General features: G+C 66.7%; 15 protein-coding genes. 11 read left to right on the top strand and 4 right to left on the bottom strand.

Features of this window, described 5'->3' with window-relative positions:
* The 6 genes from JS533_RS08910 to acnA form a co-directional block, all read left to right on the top strand.
* Positions 1-804: DUF3710 domain-containing protein (locus JS533_RS08910; protein ID WP_241514063.1), on the top strand; the 804-nt coding region annotated here is incomplete at its 5' end.
* A 28-nt stretch (positions 805-832) separates the two neighbouring features.
* Entirely contained in the window at positions 833-1,573 is a 741-nt protein-coding gene (locus tag JS533_RS08905; RefSeq protein WP_241514062.1) for a DUF3159 domain-containing protein, read from the top strand.
* 128 nt (positions 1,574-1,701) lie between these two features.
* Positions 1,702-2,973, top strand: a complete 1,272-nt coding sequence (locus JS533_RS08900; RefSeq protein WP_241514061.1) for a class I SAM-dependent RNA methyltransferase — start codon at positions 1,702-1,704, stop codon at positions 2,971-2,973.
* Positions 2,970-3,584, top strand: coding sequence for a type 1 periplasmic-binding domain-containing protein (locus JS533_RS08895; RefSeq protein WP_241514060.1), 615 nt, complete (start codon positions 2,970-2,972; stop codon positions 3,582-3,584). Before JS533_RS08900 ends, JS533_RS08895 begins: the two co-directional genes overlap by 4 nt.
* A gap of 79 nt (positions 3,585-3,663) precedes the next feature.
* Positions 3,664-6,213, top strand: coding sequence for an HAD-IC family P-type ATPase (locus JS533_RS08890; RefSeq protein WP_241514059.1), 2,550 nt, complete (start codon positions 3,664-3,666; stop codon positions 6,211-6,213).
* A gap of 53 nt (positions 6,214-6,266) precedes the next feature.
* A complete protein-coding gene (gene acnA / locus JS533_RS08885; protein ID WP_241514058.1) occupies positions 6,267-8,966 on the top strand; it encodes an aconitate hydratase AcnA in 2,700 nt (899 codons plus the stop codon).
* Positions 8,967-9,051: 85 nt separating this feature from the next.
* On the opposite strand, the gene JS533_RS08880 is transcribed toward acnA, so the two are convergent.
* The 3 genes from JS533_RS08880 to JS533_RS08870 form a co-directional block, all read right to left on the bottom strand.
* Positions 9,052-11,166, bottom strand: coding sequence for a GmrSD restriction endonuclease domain-containing protein (locus JS533_RS08880; RefSeq protein ID WP_241514057.1), 2,115 nt, complete (start codon positions 11,164-11,166; stop codon positions 9,052-9,054).
* 144 nt (positions 11,167-11,310) lie between these two features.
* On the bottom strand, positions 11,311-12,009 hold the full coding sequence (locus tag JS533_RS08875) for a response regulator transcription factor (RefSeq protein ID WP_241514067.1): 699 nt from the start codon (positions 12,007-12,009) through the stop codon (positions 11,311-11,313).
* Between the two features lie 74 nt (positions 12,010-12,083).
* Positions 12,084-13,508 (bottom strand): sensor histidine kinase, encoded by a 1,425-nt coding sequence (locus JS533_RS08870; protein WP_241514066.1) that lies wholly within the window; start codon positions 13,506-13,508, stop codon positions 12,084-12,086.
* A 287-nt stretch (positions 13,509-13,795) separates the two neighbouring features.
* Between JS533_RS08870 and JS533_RS08865 the strand changes: the two genes are divergently transcribed.
* The 3 genes from JS533_RS08865 (at position 13,796) to JS533_RS08855 (ending at position 16,463) form a co-directional block, all read left to right on the top strand.
* Entirely contained in the window at positions 13,796-14,389 is a 594-nt protein-coding gene (locus JS533_RS08865) for an Ltp family lipoprotein (RefSeq protein WP_241514056.1), read from the top strand.
* Positions 14,390-14,537: 148 nt separating this feature from the next.
* The gene (locus JS533_RS08860) at positions 14,538-15,371 is read left to right on the top strand and encodes a Bax inhibitor-1/YccA family protein (RefSeq protein WP_241514055.1); all 834 of its coding nucleotides are present in this window, start codon (positions 14,538-14,540) and stop codon (positions 15,369-15,371) included.
* 156 nt (positions 15,372-15,527) lie between these two features.
* The gene (locus JS533_RS08855) at positions 15,528-16,463 is read left to right on the top strand and encodes a DMT family transporter (RefSeq protein ID WP_241514065.1); all 936 of its coding nucleotides are present in this window, start codon (positions 15,528-15,530) and stop codon (positions 16,461-16,463) included.
* Positions 16,464-16,470: 7 nt separating this feature from the next.
* Here the strand turns inward: JS533_RS08855 and JS533_RS08850 are convergent, their stop codons facing one another.
* Positions 16,471-17,199, bottom strand: coding sequence for a GTP pyrophosphokinase (locus tag JS533_RS08850; protein ID WP_241514054.1), 729 nt, complete (start codon positions 17,197-17,199; stop codon positions 16,471-16,473).
* A 122-nt stretch (positions 17,200-17,321) separates the two neighbouring features.
* Between JS533_RS08850 and miaB the strand changes: the two genes are divergently transcribed.
* Both miaB and miaA read left to right on the top strand, forming a co-directional pair.
* On the top strand, positions 17,322-18,782 hold the full coding sequence (miaB, locus tag JS533_RS08845; protein WP_241514053.1) for a tRNA (N6-isopentenyl adenosine(37)-C2)-methylthiotransferase MiaB: 1,461 nt from the start codon (positions 17,322-17,324) through the stop codon (positions 18,780-18,782).
* Positions 18,769-19,794 carry a tRNA (adenosine(37)-N6)-dimethylallyltransferase MiaA gene (gene miaA, locus JS533_RS08840; RefSeq protein ID WP_241514052.1) on the top strand — a complete coding sequence of 342 codons (1,026 nt, stop codon included), beginning with the start codon at positions 18,769-18,771 and terminating at the stop codon, positions 19,792-19,794. Before miaB ends, miaA begins: the two co-directional genes overlap by 14 nt.
* Positions 19,795-19,807: the final 13 nt, after the last annotated feature.

Below are 19,807 nucleotides of genomic sequence, written 5' to 3'. Positions count from 1 at the left end.
GACGAAGCCGTCGCTGACCAGACCGAAGACACCACCGAGACCACCGACACCGATACGGACGCCGACGAGCAGGCCGCCCCGGCGTACCCGACCGAAGCCGTCACCGAATATGAGGGCCGCGGCGAACAGTACGGCCCGTGGGACTCGGGCGACGAGGACGTGCCCGACTACGACGACTACCTCGACCTCGGCGCCTACTTCCTGCCGTTCCTGCAGGGCATCGAACTGCGCATCAAGGCCAACCGCTCCACGCAGACGATCCTCGGCTCCACCATCACCTATGGCTCGTCCAGCCTCGAGATCGAGGCGTTCGCCGCGCCCAAGACCCTCGGCCTGTGGGACGACGTGCGCGCCGACCTCATGGAGGCCAACAAGGCGGCCCGCGAGGAGGCCGGCGTGTTCGGCACCGAACTCAAGCTGCCCGTCAGCCTCAAGGGCGGCAAGACGCTCGACACGCGCATCGTCGGCGTCGACGGCCCGCGCTGGATGCTGCGCGGCATCTTCTCCGGCAAGGCCGCCTCCGATCCGGACGATCCGGAGACGCAGGCGCTCAACAAGTTCTTCGCCGACATCGTCGTCGAACGCGGCGAGGAGCCGCTCGCCCCGCGCGACCTCATCCCCATGCACCCGCCGATCGCCCCCGCCCAGCGCAAGGCCATGCAGGAGGCCGCCGACGGCGAGACCGAAGGCAAGGAGCATCTCAAGGACATCCCGAACAAGCCGACCGGCCCGTTCGACTCCGACCAGCAGGTCGAAGTCAAGACCACGCTGTCGCGCGGCCCGATGTTCTCCGAAGTCCGCTAAGGCTCCGACGTATTTTCCGCATAACGACATGACCGAAACGAAGAAACGCACGGGCATGGCGTCGCTCGCCGCCGCCGGCGACGACGGGGACTTCTCCGTCATCGAGGCGATCGGCGGGCCGCGCGGCGTCATCGAATCGATGCTGCCGGGCGTCGTGTTCGTCGTCCTGTTCGTCGCCACCAGCAACCTCAACCTGACCATCGCGGTCTCCGCGGCGCTCGCCGTCGTGCAGGTGCTGGTCCGTCTCATCCAGCGGCAGTCCGTGATGGGCGCGCTGAGCGGCCTGATCGCGGTCGGCATCTGCCTGATCTGGGCGTGGAAAAGCCACGAGGCGCGCAACTACTACATGTTCGGCTTTCTGACGAACGCCGCATACATGGCGCTGCTGACCGTCTCGCTGATCGCGCGCGTGCCCGGACTCGGCCTGATGGTCGAGTTCATCCGTTCGCTGCCCACCGAGCATTTCCGCGAGTGGTTCCGCGGCTGGATGGACGATGCGGCGCTCAAACGCGCGTACATGATCGTCACCGCATTGTGGGTCGGCGTGTTCGGGCTGCGCCTGGTGGTGCAGGTGCCGCTCTACCTGACCGACCATGTGGTGCTGCTCGGCACGGCCAGGCTGCTTATGGGCATCCCGTTCTGGGCGCTGGCCATTTGGGTGTCGTATCTCATCATCGCGACCCCGCTGCACCGGCACACCGCGGCCGCGAAGGCCGCGAAGACGAGCGCGGACGCGGACGCCACGGAACCCGCGCCATCCGCCGACTGAGAGACGGTCGGGACGTCGTGTCGGCATCGCCGTCCCGACCGTATGGACTTGGGGCACGACTGCCGCCGGCCGTCATCGACCGTCACCGTTACCGATATCGACAGAGGAACAGAGGAGAAACGCAACGTATGGACGCTGAAGTCCGCATCGAACGCTACGCCGACCAGGGACGCTGCGTCGGCCATATCGACGGGCGCGTCGTCTTCGTGCGCTTCGCCCTGCCCGGCGAGCTCGTGCGCGTCACGCTCGACGAGCCGCACGACCGCGACGACCGGTTCTGGACCGGCGAAGTGACCGATGTGCTCGAAGCAAGCCCCGACCGCGTGCCGCCTGCATGGCCGCTTGCCGGCCCGCTCGCGATGGGCGGCGGCGTCGGCGGCGCCGATCTGGTGCACGTCTCCCTGCCCGGGCAGCTGCGCTGGAAGGCCGTCACCGTCTCCGAACAGCTCAGCCGTCTCGGCCACATCGACGTCGCCGTGCCGATCGAACGCATCGCCGGCGACGAGGAGCTCGGCGGATTCCACTGGCGCACCCGCATCGAAATGATCGCCGACGACGACGGCCGTCCGTCCATGCGCCGGCGTGGCACCCACGTGCGCGTCCCGCTCGACACCATGCCGCTCGCCACGAACGCGCTGCTGTCCGTCGCCGATGAGCGGCACGTGTGGGACGGCGGGCTCGAACCCGGCTCGCAGATCCGCATGTCCGTGCCGGAACCCCGCGACGGACGCGCGATCGGCGACAACTATGCCGTGCTCGTCGACGGCGAACTCAACGCCGGCAGCGACCGGCTTGGCGAACGCGTGACGGTCGCCGGCACGACCTTCGAATACACGGTGGACGCGAACGGCTTCTGGCAGATCCACCGACAGGCGCCCGTCGCACTGGCCAACCACGTCATCGACCTTGCCCGCGGCGAGATCGGCGACCGGCCGGCGGCGACCATCTGGGACCTGTACTCCGGCTCCGGCCTGTTCACGCTGCCGCTCGCCACGCTCGTCGCGCCGCGCACGCGCATGCTCAGCGTCGAAGGCGGCCGCACCGCCGTCAAAAACGCGCAGCGCAACCTGCGGCACCTCGATCTGACCGACGTGGACGCGCGCTGCGGCGACGTGGCGAAGACCCTCGCCAACGTGCCCGCGCACCTCGCGCATCCCGACCTGATCGTCCTCGACCCGCCACGCGCCGGCGCACGCGCCAAGGTATGCCGGCAGATGGCCGCGTCGGGTGCACGGTCGATCATCTACATCGCCTGCGATCCGACCAGCCTCGGCCGCGACGCGGGCACGCTGCTCACGCTCGGATACGAACTCGCCGACGTGCGTGCGTTCGACATCTACCCGATGACCCACCACGTCGAAACCGTGGCACTGTTCCGCCGCTCCACGGAGCTCGCATGACGACTGGCCGTGTCATCCGCCGAATCGCCGCCGCCATGACGGTGCTGGCCGCCTGCGTGCCGTTGGCCGCGTGCGAGCCGGCCGGCCGGGCCGTGGGCGACACTCAGGACACCATGCCCGCCGTCGCGCACAACGAGGAGCCCCGCGTCGACGTGCTCGTCGGCGTCATCGGCTCCGCGCATGCCGATACGGCCTCGTCGTCCGACGCGGCGGACACGCGAGTCATCGACGCGCTCGACCGCGCCGGCGTCAAGGCCGTGTACGTGTCCGTCGCCGACGCGCAGCGACCGGTCGGCGCCGCACGGCAGGGCATCTCCGACATGATCGACCGGCGTGCGTACGTCATCGTCGTGGCCGGCGTCGACGCCGGCGGAACGGACGCGGACGACTGGTCCGCCGCGCTCGGGCTGGCCCGCGGCGCCGGCATCCCGATCGCATTGCTCGATCCGATCGCCGCCCCCGACGACGACACGCTGTTCGCCGCGTCGCTGCACGTCGACGACGATGCGGCGAACGCGGTATCGCTCGCCAAAACGCTCGCCGACATCGTCAACGACCGGCCGCACGGCCGCGACATCGTCGTCACCACCGCATCCGGACAGTACCGGTGAACGACCGCACGTGCGGGCATGGTGGACGGATGACGACCGGCGGCCGGGTCATGTCGTACGCGGCGGTAGGGTGGTGGGCATGAACGCGAGTCTTTCCATGCCGCACACCGACGAACCCGGTCTTACGGTCCGCGAGGTGACCGAACGCGTCGCCAACGGGCGCGTCAACACGGTGAAAACCTCCACGTCCCGTTCCGTCGCCGACATCGTGCGCGCCAACGTGTTCACCCTGTTCAACGGCATCATCCTCGCCGCAATGGTCATGGTGCTGCTCACCGGGTCGTGGAAGGACGCGGTGTTCGGCTTCGTGATCCTCATCAACACCGGCATCGGCATCGTCACCGAACTCAAGGCCAAACGCACGCTCGACAAACTGTCCATCCTCGTCGCCGCGGACTACGTCGTCCACCGCGACGGGCGGGATGTGACCGTCTCCCACGACGGCATCGTGCTCGACGACCTGCTGTGGCTGCGCTCCGGCGACCAGGTGCCCGCCGACGCCGAAGTCGTGGATACGTACGGGCTCGAGCTCGACGAGTCGATGCTCACCGGCGAGTCGCGCACCGTGCGCAAACGGCCCGGCGAGGCGGTGTATTCCGGTTCGACCGTCGTCTCCGGCATGGCGCTGACGCGTGTGACGGCGGTCGGCGACCACGGGTATGCGGCGGGGCTCACCGCGCAGGCCAAGGTGTACAAGAAGACCGTGTCCGACCTCAACAAGGGCATCAACACGATCCTCAAATTCATGACGTTCCTGGTGGTGCCGCTGTGCGCGCTGCTCATCTGGTCGCAGATCCAGACGGTCGGCGGATGGTCGGTCGCGATCTCGACCGGCGCGTGGCGGCAGGCGGTCGTCTCGGCCGTGGCCGGCGTGGTCGGCATGATCCCGGAAGGACTGGTGCTGCTCACCTCGCTCAACTTCGCGATCGCTGCCATGCGACTGGCCCGTCACGACACGCTCGTGCAGGAGCTCGAGTCGGTGGAGACGCTGGCGCGAGTGGACTGCCTGAACCTCGACAAGACCGGCACCGTGACCGACGGCGGCATCGCGTTCGACCGACTCGTGATGCTGGATGACGAAGCTGCGGACGGCACTCGGAACGATGGTAACGGGGACGGTCGCGACGACGGCGACGGCCGTGACGGTGACGAACGCGCGGCGAAGCAGGCGCTGTACGATCTCGCGAACGAGGAACAACCGAACGGCACCGGACAGGCGGTGCTTGCCGGGCTGCACGAGCAGGGATTCAGTGCGGGAACCGTCGTTTCTCGTGTGCCGTTTTCCAGTGCACGTAAGTGGAGCGCGATCACCGATAACGACGGCACGACCTGGTATCTCGGTGCGCCGGAAGTGCTGCTAGCCGCGCTCGACGGTGACCATGCCGGTGTGCTCACACAGGTGAACGCGCTCGCCGAGGACGGCAACCGCGTGCTCATGGTCGCGAAAGCAGCTCCAGAGCATGCGGCAGTCGAAGGGGCTGAGGAGCCGAGGTTGGATCCGCAGGCACGGCCGGTGGGGCTGGTGGTGTGTGCGGAGCGGATCCGCGTGGACGCGGAAGGTACGTTGGCGTGGTTCCGTGAGCAGGGGGTGCGCTGCCGCATCATCTCGGGTGACAATCCGGCCACGGTCGGCGCGATCGCCGCCAAGGTCAGGCTCACCGGCGACCGCCAGCCCGTCGCGATGGACGCGCGGCGGTTGCCGAGCGACATCAACGAGCTTGCCCGCACGCTCGAAACGGTCGACGTGCTCGGCCGCGTCCTGCCCGACCAGAAGAAGGCCATCGTCCAGGCCCTGCATCTGGATGATCACGTCGTGGCGATGACCGGCGACGGCGTCAACGACGCGCTCGCCATCAAGGAGGCCGACCTTGGCATCGCGATGGGCAACGCGGCGCCGGCCACCAAGGCCGTTGCGCAGGTCGTGCTCGTGGACTCGAAGTTCAGCCATCTGCCCGACGTGGTCGCCCGCGGCCGGCAGGTCATGGCCAACATGGAACGCGTCGCCAGCCTGTTCCTCGTCAAAACCGTGTACTCGGCGCTCATCTCGCTCGGCGTGGTGCTCACAGCCATCCCGTTCCCGTACCTGCCACGGCACATCACGTACATCGGCGCGCTCACCATCGGCATGCCCGCGTTCATCCTCGCGCTCGCGCCCAATACGCGCCGTTACATCCCCGGCTTCCTGCATCGCGTCGTACGCTTCGCCCTGCCCGGCGGCATGGCGATCGCGCTCGCGGTGCTCTGCTCTTCATGGATCCTGCCGCACGTCATGGGCTGGAACGTCGAACAGGCGGCCGACCTGGCCGAACTGCGCGCCACGAACGCGATCATCGTGTTCGTGCTCGGCGTGCTGGTGCTCGCCCGCGTCGCGCAGCCGCTCAACTCGTGGCGCGGCATCCTCGTCGCCGTATTCGCCGCGGCCGGCATCATCGGCCTGTCGATCCCGTTCGTCGCGAACTTCTTCGCGTTGCAGGTGCCGACGGGACGCGAGATCACGGCGACCGCCGTCGCGCTGCTGCTGTCGGCCGTCGTCTTCGTGCTGTGTCATGTGATTGTCGCGATTGCGGCGCGGATTATCTCACATGGCAAGCCGACACGCCAGAGCCAAGGTAACATGCCGGTATTGTGAGGGGCAGATAATCGGCGACGTTACCGATTACAGTCCTAGAAGCCGGAGGGAACATGTCCGTACGCGACGATCAGCTGTCCACGCTCAGCGTGAACGGCACGGACTATGACTATTATTCGATTGCCGACCTGCCCGGCATCGACCATCTGCCGTACTCGCTCAAGGTGCTCGTCGAGAACCTCGTGCGCAACATCGACGGCGCGAACATCACCGACGACCATGTCAAGGCGCTGCTCGGGTGGGACCCGAACGCCGAGCCGAGCCACGAGATCCAGTTCACGCCGAGCCGCGTCGTCATGCAGGACTTCACCGGCGTGCCGTGCATCGTCGACCTCGCCACCATGCGCGACGCCGTCAAGCAGCTCGGAGGCGACCCCGAGGTCATCAACCCGCAGGTCCAGTCCGACATGGTCATCGACCACTCCGTGCAGATCGACAAGTACGGCGTGGCGGACGCGGTCGAACAGAACATGGACATCGAATACCAGCGCAACGGCGAACGCTACCAGTTCCTGCGCTGGGGCCAGCAGGCGTTCCGCAACTTCCGCGTCGTGCCGCCGGGAACCGGCATCATCCACCAGGTCAACATCGAATACCTCGCCAAGGTCATCATGACCAAGGCGGGGGAGCGCGGCCGCCAGCTCGCCTACCTCGACTCGTGCGTCGGCACCGACTCGCACACCACCACCGAAAACGGCCTCGGCGTGCTCGGCTGGGGCGTCGGCGGCATCGAGGCCGAGGCCGCCATGCTCGGCCAGCCGATCTCCATGCTCGTGCCGCGCGTCGTCGGCTTCAAGCTCACCGGCTCCATCCCCGAAGGCGTCACCGCCACCGACGTGGTGCTCACCATCACCGACATGCTGCGCAAGCACGGCGTCGTCGGCAAGTTCGTCGAATTCTACGGCGACGGCATCGCATCCGTGCCGCTGGCCAACCGCGCCACCATCGGCAACATGAGCCCCGAATTCGGCTCCACCTGCGGCATCTTCCCGATCGACCAGGTCACGCTCGACTACCTGCGCCTCACCGGCCGCTCCGACGAGCAGGTCGCGCTCGTCGAGGCGTACGCCAAGGCCAACAAGCTGTGGGGCGACGCGACCGACCCGGACTACGTCGAACCGCAGTACTCCGAATACGAGGAGCTCGACCTGTCCACCGTCGTGCCGTCCATCGCCGGCCCGAAGCGCCCGCAGGATCGCATCGTGCTGTCCGAATCCAAGCAGACGTTCGAGGACACGCTGCCCTCCTACGAGACCGACAAGACCGTCAAGGAGCCGGTGGCCGTGTCCACCGACTTCCGCGGGGACTTCGACCTGACCAACGGCGACGTGGCGATCGCCTCCATCACCTCGTGCACGAACACGTCCAACCCGTCCGTCATGATCGCCGCCGGCCTCATCGCCCGCAACGCGGTCGCGCGCGGACTCGCCCCCAAGCCGTGGGTCAAGACCTCGCTCGCGCCCGGCTCGCAGGTCGTCGCCGACTACCTCAAGGCCGCCGGCCTCCAGGACGACCTCGACCGGCTCGGCTACGAGCTCGTCGGCTTCGGCTGCGCCACCTGCATCGGCAACTCCGGCCCGCTGCTGCCCGAGATCAGCGAGGCGATCAACGCGAACGACCTGACCGTCACCGCCGTGCTGTCCGGCAACCGCAACTTCGAAGGCCGCATCAGCCCGGACGTCAAGATGAACTACCTCGCCTCGCCGCCGCTCGTCATCGCGTATGCGCTCGCCGGCACGATGGACTTCGACTTCGAGTCCCAGCCGCTCGGCAAGGACCAGGACGGCAACGACGTGTACTTGAAGGACATCTGGCCGACCAACGCGGAGGTCGAGGCCGTGGTCAACGGCACCGTCAGCCGCGAGATGTTCCTCAAGGACTACGCCTCCGTCTTCGAGGGCGACCACCGCTGGAAGGGCCTCGACGTGCCCGAGGGCGAACTGTTCCAATGGGATCCGAAGTCCACGTACGTGCGCCGCCAGACGTTCTTCGACGGCATGAAGGCCGTGCCGGACCCGGTCTCCGACATCCACGGCGCGCGCGTGCTCGCCCTGCTCGGTGACTCGGTCACCACCGACCACATCTCCCCGGCGGGCGCGTTCAAGGCGTCCAGCCCGGCCGGCAAGTATCTGACCGAGCGCGGCGTCGAACCGAAGAACTTCAACTCGTACGGCTCCCGTCGAGGCAACCACGAGGTCATGGTGCGCGGCACGTTCGGCAACATCCGTCTGCGCAACCTGCTGCTCGCCTCCACCGGCAACGAGGTCACGCCCGGCGGCTTCACCTACGACTTCACCACCGGCGAGCCGTCCACGATCTTCGACGCGTCCCTGAACTACAAGGCCGCGGGCACGCCGCTCGTGGTCCTGGCCGGCAAGGAGTACGGCACCGGATCGTCGCGCGACTGGGCGGCCAAGGGCACGCTCATGCTCGGCGTGAAGGCGGTCATCACCGAAAGCTTCGAGCGCATCCACCGTTCGAACCTCATCGGCATGGGCGTGCTGCCGCTGCAGTTCCCCGCCGGCGAAAGCTACACGTCGCTCGGCCTCGACGGCACCGAGACCTACGACATCGACGGCATCGAGGAGCTCAACAACGGCGCGACGCCGAAGACCGTGCACGTCACCGCCACGCACAAGGACGGCTCCAAGACCGAATTCGACGCGGTCGTGCGCATCGACACGCCCGGCGAGGCCGACTACTACCGCAACGGCGGCATCCTGCAGTACGTGCTGCGCAACCTCATGAAGTAGGTCGCACGCCGGCGCCAACCGCAAAACGAAGGGGCGGGATCATCAAGACGATGACGATCCCGCCCCTTCGCGTATGCCGTGCCGTTTAGTGGTTCTGGCGGTATTCCTTCCAGATGTCGCTGAGCTTGCGGCCGTCGGACGTGCGCTTCCATACGTCCAGGCCGCCCGACGAGCGTCCGCCGGCCGCAGCCCGGGCCGCCGCCGTGGGGGAGGAGTATTCGGAACCGTCCTCCAGCCGGAACTTGCCCTGCTCGGTCACGGTCGCCGTCCAACGCTCGCCCTTGCGCGGCCGCTCCCACACCAGTGTCTCGCCGGGAATCAGCAGTCCGGCCTTCACCACCTGCGCGATGGTGACCCGCTGCGACCCGCGGCCGGTCTTCCCCGCGGCCGAGCCGGCGTCCTTCGCCAGCTGCTCGACGTCCTGCCGGGTCAGATCCGCATGACTCTCGTCGTAGCGAATATCCCAATATTCGGCGATCAGACGGATCGTCTCCTCCTGACGGTGCCGGATCATCGCCGGCGTGCACTCGGCGAAATCGGACAGCTGGTTCGTCAGCGGATACCTGCGCGAATCGGCGCGCAGCAGCATGCGTTCCCGCCGCCGATCGTACGAGTCGATCCGATCCAGCTGGTCGGTGCTGCCCTGCACGAGCGCCATGTTGCCCAGCCGGTACATCCAGTAATCATGGCTCTCCTGCGACCAGGACGGCCACAGGGCGTCGCCGTCGGCCTCCAACGGCATGATCGGCAGCGCGCTGAGCCTGCGCGGCCGTGCGATCCGCCCCTCCGCCCGCTGCTCGTTCGCACGGATCAGCAGCAGACGAATCAGCTCCTCATCGCCCTGCATCTCGCCGTGCAGACGCACCAGGGCACCCGCACGGTCGGACGGGGTGACGGCGAGCCCGCGCACCAGACGCACCGGATACCCCTTGTCCAGATCACGGATCGCAGCGGCGGCATGTCCACGGCGATCCAGCGACGGCGTACGGTTCAGCGTATCCACGCCGGTCACGCGTTCCAACGCCGCCAGCAGTTCCTCGAGCCGCTGTCGGTCATGCAGGCCGAGCGAGGCTTCGGTGACCGTCTCGCGGCGCGAATGCGATCCTCGTTGCGAGAACGGGGAGAGTCCGGGCTGTCCGAGCTTGCGGAACGAATTGACCAGCGCCCACATGGCGACGGGCTTCCACTCATGCCCGGCATAGTCGCCGAGCGCCTCCAGGCGGTCGCGCACCGCCGCGGACAGGACGGTGTCGGACGGCCGTTCGATGATGCGCCACGCCATCGCGTACGGGGCGAGCACGCGGTCGACGAACGCCGGAACCGTGCCGTTCGCCAGATGCGGCTGGATCACGTCGGCGAGAAAGTCCTCGATGAGTTTGCCGGTGGCCGGTTTGTGCGTGAGCGCCATGTGCAGGAAGGAGAAGAACTCCTCCGTGTCGTGCGGGTCGTCGCCGAGCGGGTCCATGACATCGTCCCAACGGGTCGCGTAGGCGTCGAGTTCGGCCGCCTTGAGCCCGGACGTGGCGCGCGCCTTGAATACGTCGGACGGGGTGAGCGGCAGACCGCGCATGTTCATCACGTCGAAGATGCGGTGCGCACCGTCCAGATCGTCCGTGGTGACGATCACCAGCGTCACCCCGTTGACCAGATAGGATGCGAACGTGTGCCGTTCGTCGTCGCTGAACCGTTCCAACGCATCGTACGCTGCCTTCGTGTTCGCCATGATGTTGTGCTGCGCCGCGTTCGACAGATCCTCGTCGGTCAGGTCGAACAGGGCCTCGAGATTGCCCTCCTGCACGTATTCGCGGAAAAACGCGGCATCCCGTTCACGCAGGGTCAGACGCGGCTCGTTACGGATGCCGCGCAGCTTGTCGCCGGGCTCGACGATCAGCGCGTCCAGCAGACGCATCCATTCGGGATCCTTCTCCAGATCGCGCAACGCGGCGATGATGATCGACAGGGACACCAGCCGCTGCTGGCCGTCGATCACCTCGAATTTGGTGCCGCCGGCGCGCACCAGGATCAACGAACCGAGAAAATACGGGGTTCCCGGGGTCTTGCACGCCTCCTGCAGATCGGAGACGAGCTGCAGGACGTTGGACGTCTTCCAGATGTATGCGCGCTGGAACGAGGGGATTTCGAAACGAAAATCCGGGGTGAACACCTTGCCCAGCGGCAGTTCCTTCGCATTGATCGCCATGATATGCCCCCTCGTCCATCGATCCGTCCGTAACGGCGCCCGTGACCGCCTGTGCTGACCTGCACGGACCAGCCTACCAGCGCACGCACACGCCCGCTCCGTATGGAGCCGGGCGTGTCGGCGGCAGATATCGATCGGTTTCGTTCAGCTCACGGGCGGCAGATCCGCGCGCTCGACCAGACGCGCCAGCTGCACGCGGTTCATGTTCAGCTTGTCGGCCGCGCTCGACAGATGCGCCTTCGCCGTACGCTCCGAAATGAACATGCGGGCCGCGATCTGCGCGTTCGAGAACCCCTCCGCCGCCAGCAGCACCGTTTCGCGCTCGCGGGCGGGCAGCGCGTCGAGCAGACGACGCGCCTCGTCACGCCGGGCGACCGGCTGCTGCGCGTGCAGGTCGCCGATCAGCTGCCGCTGGCTGGCCGTGTTGAACTGCGGCGCGCCCTCGCACACGTCAAGCACGCGGCGGATGATGTCGCCCGGCGCATCCGTTTTCGACACGAACCCCTCCGCCCCCGCCTCCACGGAACGCTCCACCGTGTTCGACGGGTTGAGCGACGTGAGCATCAGCACATGCGGCGCATGGGGGAGCGCGCGCAGCCGTCGGGTCGTTTCGATGCCGTCCATGCCCGGCATGGCGATGTCCATGAGCACCACGTCCGGCCGTTCCGCCGTGGCCCGCGCCACCGCGTCCGTCCCATCGGTCGACGTGGAGACGACGCGGATGCGCCCGTTCGAATAGTCGGTGAGGATGAGTCCCATCGCCTGACAGACCATCGGATCGTCGTCGATCACGCTCACCGTGACCGTACGCGGCGACGGCGTCTCCGCAGCATCGTCGTCCATCGGCGCGCCGCCGGACGGCAGGCCGTTGACTGACGACGGGGCATCGGACGGCGGAATGGGCTGTGCTGTGCTGTTCACGGCTTCATTGTACCGACGCGACGAGGTCGGTCCGCACGACTGTCGCCGGCGCGTCCGGTCTCATGCATGGTCGAGGATCCGGCCTCTGGCCCGACGGCACCGGCCGTCGTCCACGGCAGCGTCACGTCCACATGGAACACGCGACGATCGTCGAAGCCATACCGGCACGTTCCGCCCGACGACTGCACGCGTGCGGCCAATCCCGGCAGCCCGGCGCCCCCGCGCGCATCACGCCCCGGCACACCCGCAGAGGCGGCCGCACCGGAGCCGCCTGCGATGCCGTCCGTCGGATTGCTTGCATGCACATGCACGCCGGTCTCCGGTCCGACCGTGACCTCCAGCGACACCGGGGCTCCAGGCGCGTGCCGGCGCGCGTTCGTCAGACTCTCCTGCACGGCCCGGTACGCGACTTTGCCGACGTTCTCATCCAGATCACCCAACTGTCGGATATCGATCCACGTGTCGATGCGCTCGCCGGCCTGCCTCGCGTCATCGAGCAGTGCGGTCAGCGATTCGCGTGTCAGCGCCGTGTCGTCGGATGGCGCAAGCCGTTCCCACGCCTGCTGTGGATGGCGCAGCATGTCGATGATCGAATGCGCCTCGTCCAACGCGCCCGCTGCTTGACGCCGGATCTCGTCGGCCTTGGCCGCGACCGTTTCGGCGGCCCGCTTCGTCTCCTTCGGATCGGCCGGCTCGTGATGGGCCTCGGGATCGACGCTGTGCGCAAGACGGTTCGCTTCGGCCTGCAGCGCGCTCGCGTTCAGCGCGATGAGCGACAGCGAATGGGCGAGCGTGTCGTGCGCTTCTGCCGCGATCGCGTCCGCCAGCTGCTGGCTGTCCAAGTCGCTTTGCAGATGGGCCGCATGATGCTGCGCCGCCCGCGTTTTCGCGTCCGCCTCGTGCAGTCGCGCACGCGAACGGATGTGCAGCCCGCACAGCACCGACACGGTCACGCCGGTCAGCGCTACGACGACGGCCGTGATGATGATCGTCGGCTCGCCGACCAGCATGACCATGTCGCCGCCGTACACGCCGCCCGTATACGGCTTGGCGAAGATCAGATGCCACAGCGACGCATCGGCCGGCCGCAGCGCGTCGCGTAGCTGCGCCCACACGGCGACCGGCGTCGCCGCGGCCACCGCGCGCACGGTGCGCGCCACGCCGGACCGCCGCGCGACCAGCGAACACAACGCCATGAGCATCAGCAGCGGATCGTAGGGGAACAGCAGGGTTGCGGCCAGGCATATCCAGAACACCGGCTCGGGATGCCGGGAACGCGCCAACAGCGCGAACGGGCAGACGAGCGTGGCCAGGAACGCCAGCATGAACCACAGGAAGCGCGGATCATACGGTTCCTGCGCATATGGTTGGGCGGCGAACGAAGCCTGGACCATGCACATGCATATCGCGCACGGGATCATCAGCCAGGCACACCAGAATCTGGTACGCACCGGCACCTCGTCGTCCGCGGTCCGTGCGGCGGCCCGACCGGACGGATGGCCGGGCGTCTCTCTCCGTACTCTCATGCCTTCCCACTGTATTGGCTCGCCCCCTCCGCCGCCATTGGACATGCGGGCGGCGTTGCGTCGCTTCGATTGCCCGAACGGGCTGCGAACTCCGCCCGTTCGTCCACTACCGTCGCATGTGCCGCGCCGGTAGCGTCGTAACCACGCGATCCCGACCCCGAGAGCAAGAGAAAGAAGGAGTCATGTCCAGTCCGCAACAACCTGTCCAGCATGGTGCCACGGCGGCGAAAAAATCAATATGGAAACGCTGGTGGTTCTGGCTGATCATCATCGTCGCCGTGATCGCCATCGCCGGTACGCAAAACAGCGGAACGAAGTCCGACGAAACACCGTCGGCGTCCCAGTCGCAATCGCAGACATCAACGCAGAGCGGAATGGCGCAGGATTCATCCGGTGATCAGTCCGACAGTCAATCCGATGACGGACAGCAGACCGACGACACGGAACAGCAGCAGGACGAGCCTGAGGTCCCGACGGAATACCAGTCCGCGCTGAAGCAGGCCAAAACGTATTCCAGCATCATGCACATGTCGAAGCAGGGCATCTACGACCAGCTGGTCAGCGAATACGGCGGCCAATTCTCCGCGGAAGCCGCACAGTACGCGATCGACAACGTCAACGCCGATTGGAACGCCAACGCATTGGCCAAGGCGAAAAGCTACCAGGACAACATGTCCATGTCGCCGGAGGCGATCCGCGACCAGCTGACCAGCGAATACGGTGAGAAGTTTACTGCGGAGGAGGCCGATTACGCCATACAGCACCTCGATGACTGATCTGGTGCACGGTCTGTTGGATGGAAATCGTTGAATTGTGCGGGAACTGTGCCTATCAGGCGCATTCGCCTTGCTCGCGGCTGAAATTCAGGTGATTCCAAGGTGACTGCCCGTAGGATGGGTGCAGGTTTCAAGCTAAGGAGCAATCATGGCATTCGGCCAGCAGCCGCACAACGGCGACAACCAGTATCCGTACGGCCAGCCGCAATACGGGCAGCAGCAGTACGGCCAGCAGTACCAGCAGCAGTACGCGTACGCGCCCAACGGCACGGCCGCGATGAACGCGCAAACCGCCTACTCCTACGAGGAGGTGCAGTCGGCCAAGCGCACGTCCGTCACCAAGGTGTACGGCGAGATGACGATCGGCCTGCTCATCACCGCGGTCGTCGCGGTCTTCGCGCAGGTCAGCGGCACGTACATCGCGTTCCTGCAGGCTACCGGCCTGATCGGCGTCATCCTGTTCGCCGTCATCCAGGTCGGCATGGCGGTCTATCTCGGCGCGCGCATCATGAGCATCAAGGCATCCACCGCACGCGTCATGTTCTATGTGTACGCGGCGCTTATGGGCTTCACGCTGAGCTCGATCTTCATGGTCTACGACCTCGGTTCGATCGGTCTGGCGCTCGGCATGACGGCCCTGTTCTTCCTCGTGCTCACCATGTTCTCGCTCACCACGAAGATGAACATGCTCAAGGCCGGCCCGATCCTCATGGTCGCGCTCATCGTGCTCATCATCTCGCAGCTCGTCCTCTCGTTCCTGCCGGTGAGCGGCATGACCCAGCTCGTGTGCGCGATCGGCCTGATCATCTTCGCCGGCATGACCATGTACGACGCGCAGCAGACGCGCGCCCTGCTCTCCGCCTACGAGGCGCAGGGTCCGGAGATGATCAAGAAGGTCTCGATCGTCTGCGCGCTCAACCTGTACCTCGACTTCGTGAACATGTTCCTGTACGTGCTCCAGCTGCTCGGCAGCCGCGACTAGCGATCGGCGTCTGCCGGAGGCGCGCCGGTCGCGGCGCGTGAGATGCCGTCGTGACAAGTCCCGTCCATGATGCGTTCATGGACGGGACTTTTTGTCGTATGCCGTCGGCGCGCGACGGTAGCGTGGTGCCCCATGAAGAAGCAGGAACTCGTCGGCATGGCATGCCTCGTATTGACCGCGCTCATTTGGGGATTCGCGTTCGTGTCGCAGGTGCAGGGCATGGATTCCATGACCCCGCTGTTCTTCAACGCCGCCCGGTTCACGCTCGGCGCGGTGTCGCTCATCCCGCTGCTGCTGTGGCGTCGCGCCAGGCGGCGTACGGAAGACAGCGACGCGGAGGGGACTGCCGTTTCGGTGGGGGAGAAGACCAATCGCGGCGTTCCCGCCCGCCTGCTCGCCAATCCGGCCGTCGTCGGCGCGGTATGCGGCGTGTTCCTGTTCACCGCGAGCACGTTGCAGCAGTACGGCATCCTGTACGGCCGGTCGGCCGGACGGGCCGGGTTCATCACCGCGCTGTACATCGTGATGGTGCCGCTGCTCGCGTTCGTCTTCCTGCGTCGGCGCGTGCATCTGATGACCATGGTCGCCGTCGCGGTAGCCGTGATCGGCTTCTACTTCCTGTGCATCACCGACGGGTTCGGTTCGCTCACGTTGGCGGACCTGCTGCTGTTGTTCACGGCCGTGCTGTTCGCCGCGCACATCCTGGTGATCGACACGCTCGGCTCGCGCGTCGATCCGCTGGTGCTTTCGTTCGGCCAGTTCGTCACCACGGCCGCGCTCAGCTGGATCGGCTCGCTGGTCGAAGGTTCGGTGAACTGGTCCGGCGCGCTGCAGGGCTGGGGAGCGGTGCTCTACGCCGGCATCGGTTCGGTGGGCATCGCCTACACGCTGCAGGTGGTGGGCCAGCAGTGGGTGCCGCCGACCCGCGCAAGCCTGATCATGTCGCTCGAATCGTTCTTCTCGGTGGTCGGCGGAGCACTCCTGCTCGGCGAGGTCATGACCCCGCGCGGCTATCTCGGCTGCGCGCTCATCTTCGCCGGCACCCTCCTCGCCCAGCTCCCCGCCAACCCGTTCAAGAAAAAGGCCGACTGAGCGCCGGTCAGTCCGCCTTTGGCGCTTCGCCGACCTGCGGTGCGCCATTGATGTCGCGGTGGATGTTCTGCATCTGCGTTTCGATGTTCTGCAGGGAGCGCGCGCAGTCGAGCAGCGTCTGGGAATGCTCGTTCAGCTTCGCGTCCGGCAGATCGGTCTTGTAGCGCAGCGCGTGCTCGAGGCTCGCCCAGTAGTCCATCGCGATCGTGCGGAACTGCACCTCGACCGGCGTATAGTGCGCGCCCGACGAGAGGAACACCGGCACCGCGTAGATCACGTGCAGCGAGCGGTAGCCGTTCTGCTTCGGGTTCTTGATGTAGTCCTTGACGCGCAGCACGGAGATGTCGTTCTGCGCCGACAGGTAGTTCGACACGGAGTACACGTCGTCGCGATAGTTGCAGATCACGCGCACGCCGGCCACGTCGAATAGGTTGTCTCGGATCGAGTTGACCTCGAGCGGCAGCCCCTTGCGCTCGAGCTTGCCGAGGATCGAATTGACGGACTTGAGACGGCGTTCCATGTGATGGATCGGATCGTGCGCGAACCGCACCTGGAACTCGGAGTCGAGGATCTCGAGCTTGGTGCTGATCTCGTACATCGCGCCCTCGTACACCTGCATGAGATCGACGAATTCGGTGATCTCGTCGGTGGGAAACCGTCCGTCGTCGAATTGGATGGCCTTGAGACGCGCTTTCAGTTCGCTGGTGTTGATGCGGCTTTGTCGGTCAAGTATCACGGTTGTCCATTGTAATCGGGCGAATGCGGAGGACCTGAAAAATCGCTGGGTATGATGTCTCGCCGATGCGACGCACGCGCCGGCGGGGACGCTGGCCGGCCCAATCGTTACGATGGACTGCTATGAACGAAGACATGATGACCGAGGCGGAGCGCGCCTCGAAACGGTACGAGACGGCCGCCGGCGTCGGCGACGCGGTGTCCCGCGGCAAGGGCGTGTACTACGTGCACACGCTCGGATGCCAGATGAACGTGCATGATTCCGAACGCATCGCCGGCGTGCTCGAGGCCGACGGCTACGTGCCCGCCAGTGAGGAGCAGGTGATCGACAAGGACATCGACCTGATCGTCATGAACACGTGCGCGGTGCGCGAGAACGCGGCCGAACGCATGTACGGCACGATCGGCCTGTGGGCGCGGATGAAGCGCGAACGGCCGAACCTGCAGATCGCGGTCGGCGGCTGCATGGCCCAGCTCGACAGGCAGAAGATCGCCAAGAAGGCCCCGTGGGTGGACGCCGTGTTCGGCACGAAGAACATCGGCTCCCTGCCGCGTCTGCTCGACCAGGCGCGCATCGCCGGCGAGGCGCAGGTCGACGTGGTCGACAAGCTCGACTATTTCCCGAGCCAGCTGCCGACCGCGCGCGCCTCGCGCGTCTCGAGCTGGGTGTCGATCTCGATCGGCTGCAACAACACGTGCACGTTCTGCATCGTGCCGACCACGCGCGGCAAGGAGCACGACCGCCGCCCCGGCGACATCCTCGCCGAGATCCGGCAGTGCGTCGACAATGGCGCGAAGGAGGTCACGCTGCTCGGTCAGAACGTGAACTCGTTCGGCTACGGCATCGGCGACCGGTACGCGTTCAGCAAGCTGCTGCGCGCGTGCGGCGAAATCGACGGATTGGAGCGTGTGCGCTTCACATCGCCGCATCCGGCCGCGTTCACCGACGACGTGATCGCCGCGATGGCCGAGACGCCGAACGTCATGCACCAGCTGCACTTCCCGCTGCAGTCCGGCTCCGACCGCATCCTGCGCGCGATGCGACGCTCGTACCGTTCCGCGAAGTTCCTCGATATTCTCGGCAGGATTCGCACGGCCATGCCGGACGCGCAGATCTCCACCGACATCATCGTCGGCTTCCCCGGCGAGACCGACGAGGATTTCGAGGAGACGATGCGCGTGGTGCGCGAGGCCCGGTTCTCGTCCGCGTTCACGTTCGAATACTCGCCGCGCCCCGGCACGCCGGCCGCCGCGATGGAACAGGTGCCGCACGAGGTCGTTCAGGAGCGTTTCGACCGGCTCGTCGAACTGCAGGAGCGGATCACGGCCGAAAACCTCGCCGCGTTCGAAGGACGCGACGTCGAGGTGATGATCACCGGCGTGGCCGGCAAGAAGGACGCGGCCACGCACCGCGTGACCGGCCGCGAACGCACCGGCGTGCTCACGCATATCGGCGTGCCGGAAGGCGAGCCGATGCCCGAGGTCGGCGACTTCGTCACGGCGACCGTCACGCACGCCGCCAAGCACAATCTCATCGCCGATCCGGATCCGAGCAAGGGGCAGACTTATCATGTGCGCCACTGAGCAGGCCGGGCGTACGGAGCAGCCGGCCGTCACGCCGCGCGTCGTGTCGATCGTCGGGCCCACCGCGTCGGGCAAGACGGGGCTCGGCATCGCCATCGCGAAGGCGCTCGAGGCGCGCGGACAGAAGGCCGAGATCGTGAACGCCGACGCCTATCAGATGTACCGCGGCATGGACATCGGCACCGCCAAGGCCACGGCCGAGGAGCAGGCGGCCGTGACGCACCATCTCATCGACGTCATCGAGCCCGACGACGCGATGTCGGTCGCCCGGTTCCAGCAGCTGGCGCGCGAGTGCATCCACGACCTGCAATCGCGCGGCATCCGGCCGATCATGGTCGGCGGCTCCGGCCTGTACGCGCGCGCCGCCATCGACGACATCTCCTTCCCCGGCACCGACCCGGACGTGCGGGCGCGGCTCGAGGAACGCGAGAAGACCGAAGGGGCTGGCGCGCTGTTCGCCGAACTCAAGGCCAAGGATCCGGCCGCGGCCGCGCGCATGGACCCGCACAACCCCCGCCGCACCATCCGCGCGCTCGAGGTCATCGAAGTGACCGGACGGCCGTATTCGGCGAGCCTGCCGCACTACCGCTACGTGATCCCCACCGTGCAGATCGGCCTCGACCTGCCGCGTGAGGAGCTCGACCGGCGCATCGACATCCGCACCAAGCGGATGCTCGACGGCGGGTTCATCGAAGAGGTGGAACGGCTGAGGCCGAGGCTCGGCGTCACCGCCAGCCGCGCGCTCGGCTACCAGCAGGTCGTCGACTATCTCGACGGGCTCGCCGATCTCGACGACACGTTCATGGACATCGCGCAGAAGACCAAGCGGCTCGCCCGCAAGCAGATGGGCTGGTTCGGCCGCGATCCGCGCATCCACTGGCTGCAGGCGCTCAACCCGAAGCTGCTCGACAACGCGCTCGCGATCATCGCGCACGCGGACGCCGGCGACTACGACGCGATCGACGCGCATGCCGACGAATACACGCAGCATCATCTGGGCGACATCGCATGAATGAAGGTCCCGC

It is taken from the genome of Bifidobacterium amazonense (assembly GCF_018555435.2).
GTDB lineage: Bacteria > Actinomycetota > Actinomycetes > Actinomycetales > Bifidobacteriaceae > Bifidobacterium > Bifidobacterium amazonense.
This window is presented reverse-complemented; position numbering and strand designations above follow the sequence as displayed.

Excerpts from the sequence above, each read along its gene's own strand:
- JS533_RS08865 (WP_241514056.1), top strand. The coding sequence starts at position 13,796 with ATGTCCAGTCCGCAACAACCTGTCCAGCATGGTGCCACGGCGGCGAAA.
- JS533_RS08890 (WP_241514059.1), top strand. The coding sequence starts at position 3,664 with ATGAACGCGAGTCTTTCCATGCCGCACACCGACGAACCCGGTCTTACG.
- acnA (WP_241514058.1), top strand. The coding sequence starts at position 6,267 with ATGTCCGTACGCGACGATCAGCTGTCCACGCTCAGCGTGAACGGCACG.
- JS533_RS08855 (WP_241514065.1), top strand. The coding sequence starts at position 15,528 with ATGGCATGCCTCGTATTGACCGCGCTCATTTGGGGATTCGCGTTCGTG.
- JS533_RS08860 (WP_241514055.1), top strand. The coding sequence starts at position 14,538 with ATGGCATTCGGCCAGCAGCCGCACAACGGCGACAACCAGTATCCGTAC.
- JS533_RS08870 (WP_241514066.1), bottom strand. The coding sequence starts at position 13,508 with ATGATCCCGTGCGCGATATGCATGTGCATGGTCCAGGCTTCGTTCGCC.
- JS533_RS08905 (WP_241514062.1), top strand. The coding sequence starts at position 833 with ATGACCGAAACGAAGAAACGCACGGGCATGGCGTCGCTCGCCGCCGCC.
- miaB (WP_241514053.1), top strand. The coding sequence starts at position 17,322 with ATGAACGAAGACATGATGACCGAGGCGGAGCGCGCCTCGAAACGGTAC.
- JS533_RS08875 (WP_241514067.1), bottom strand. The coding sequence starts at position 12,009 with ATGGACGACGATGCTGCGGAGACGCCGTCGCCGCGTACGGTCACGGTG.
- JS533_RS08895 (WP_241514060.1), top strand. The coding sequence starts at position 2,970 with ATGACGACTGGCCGTGTCATCCGCCGAATCGCCGCCGCCATGACGGTG.
- JS533_RS08880 (WP_241514057.1), bottom strand. The coding sequence starts at position 11,166 with ATGGCGATCAATGCGAAGGAACTGCCGCTGGGCAAGGTGTTCACCCCG.
- miaA (WP_241514052.1), top strand. The coding sequence starts at position 18,769 with ATGTGCGCCACTGAGCAGGCCGGGCGTACGGAGCAGCCGGCCGTCACG.
- JS533_RS08900 (WP_241514061.1), top strand. The coding sequence starts at position 1,702 with ATGGACGCTGAAGTCCGCATCGAACGCTACGCCGACCAGGGACGCTGC.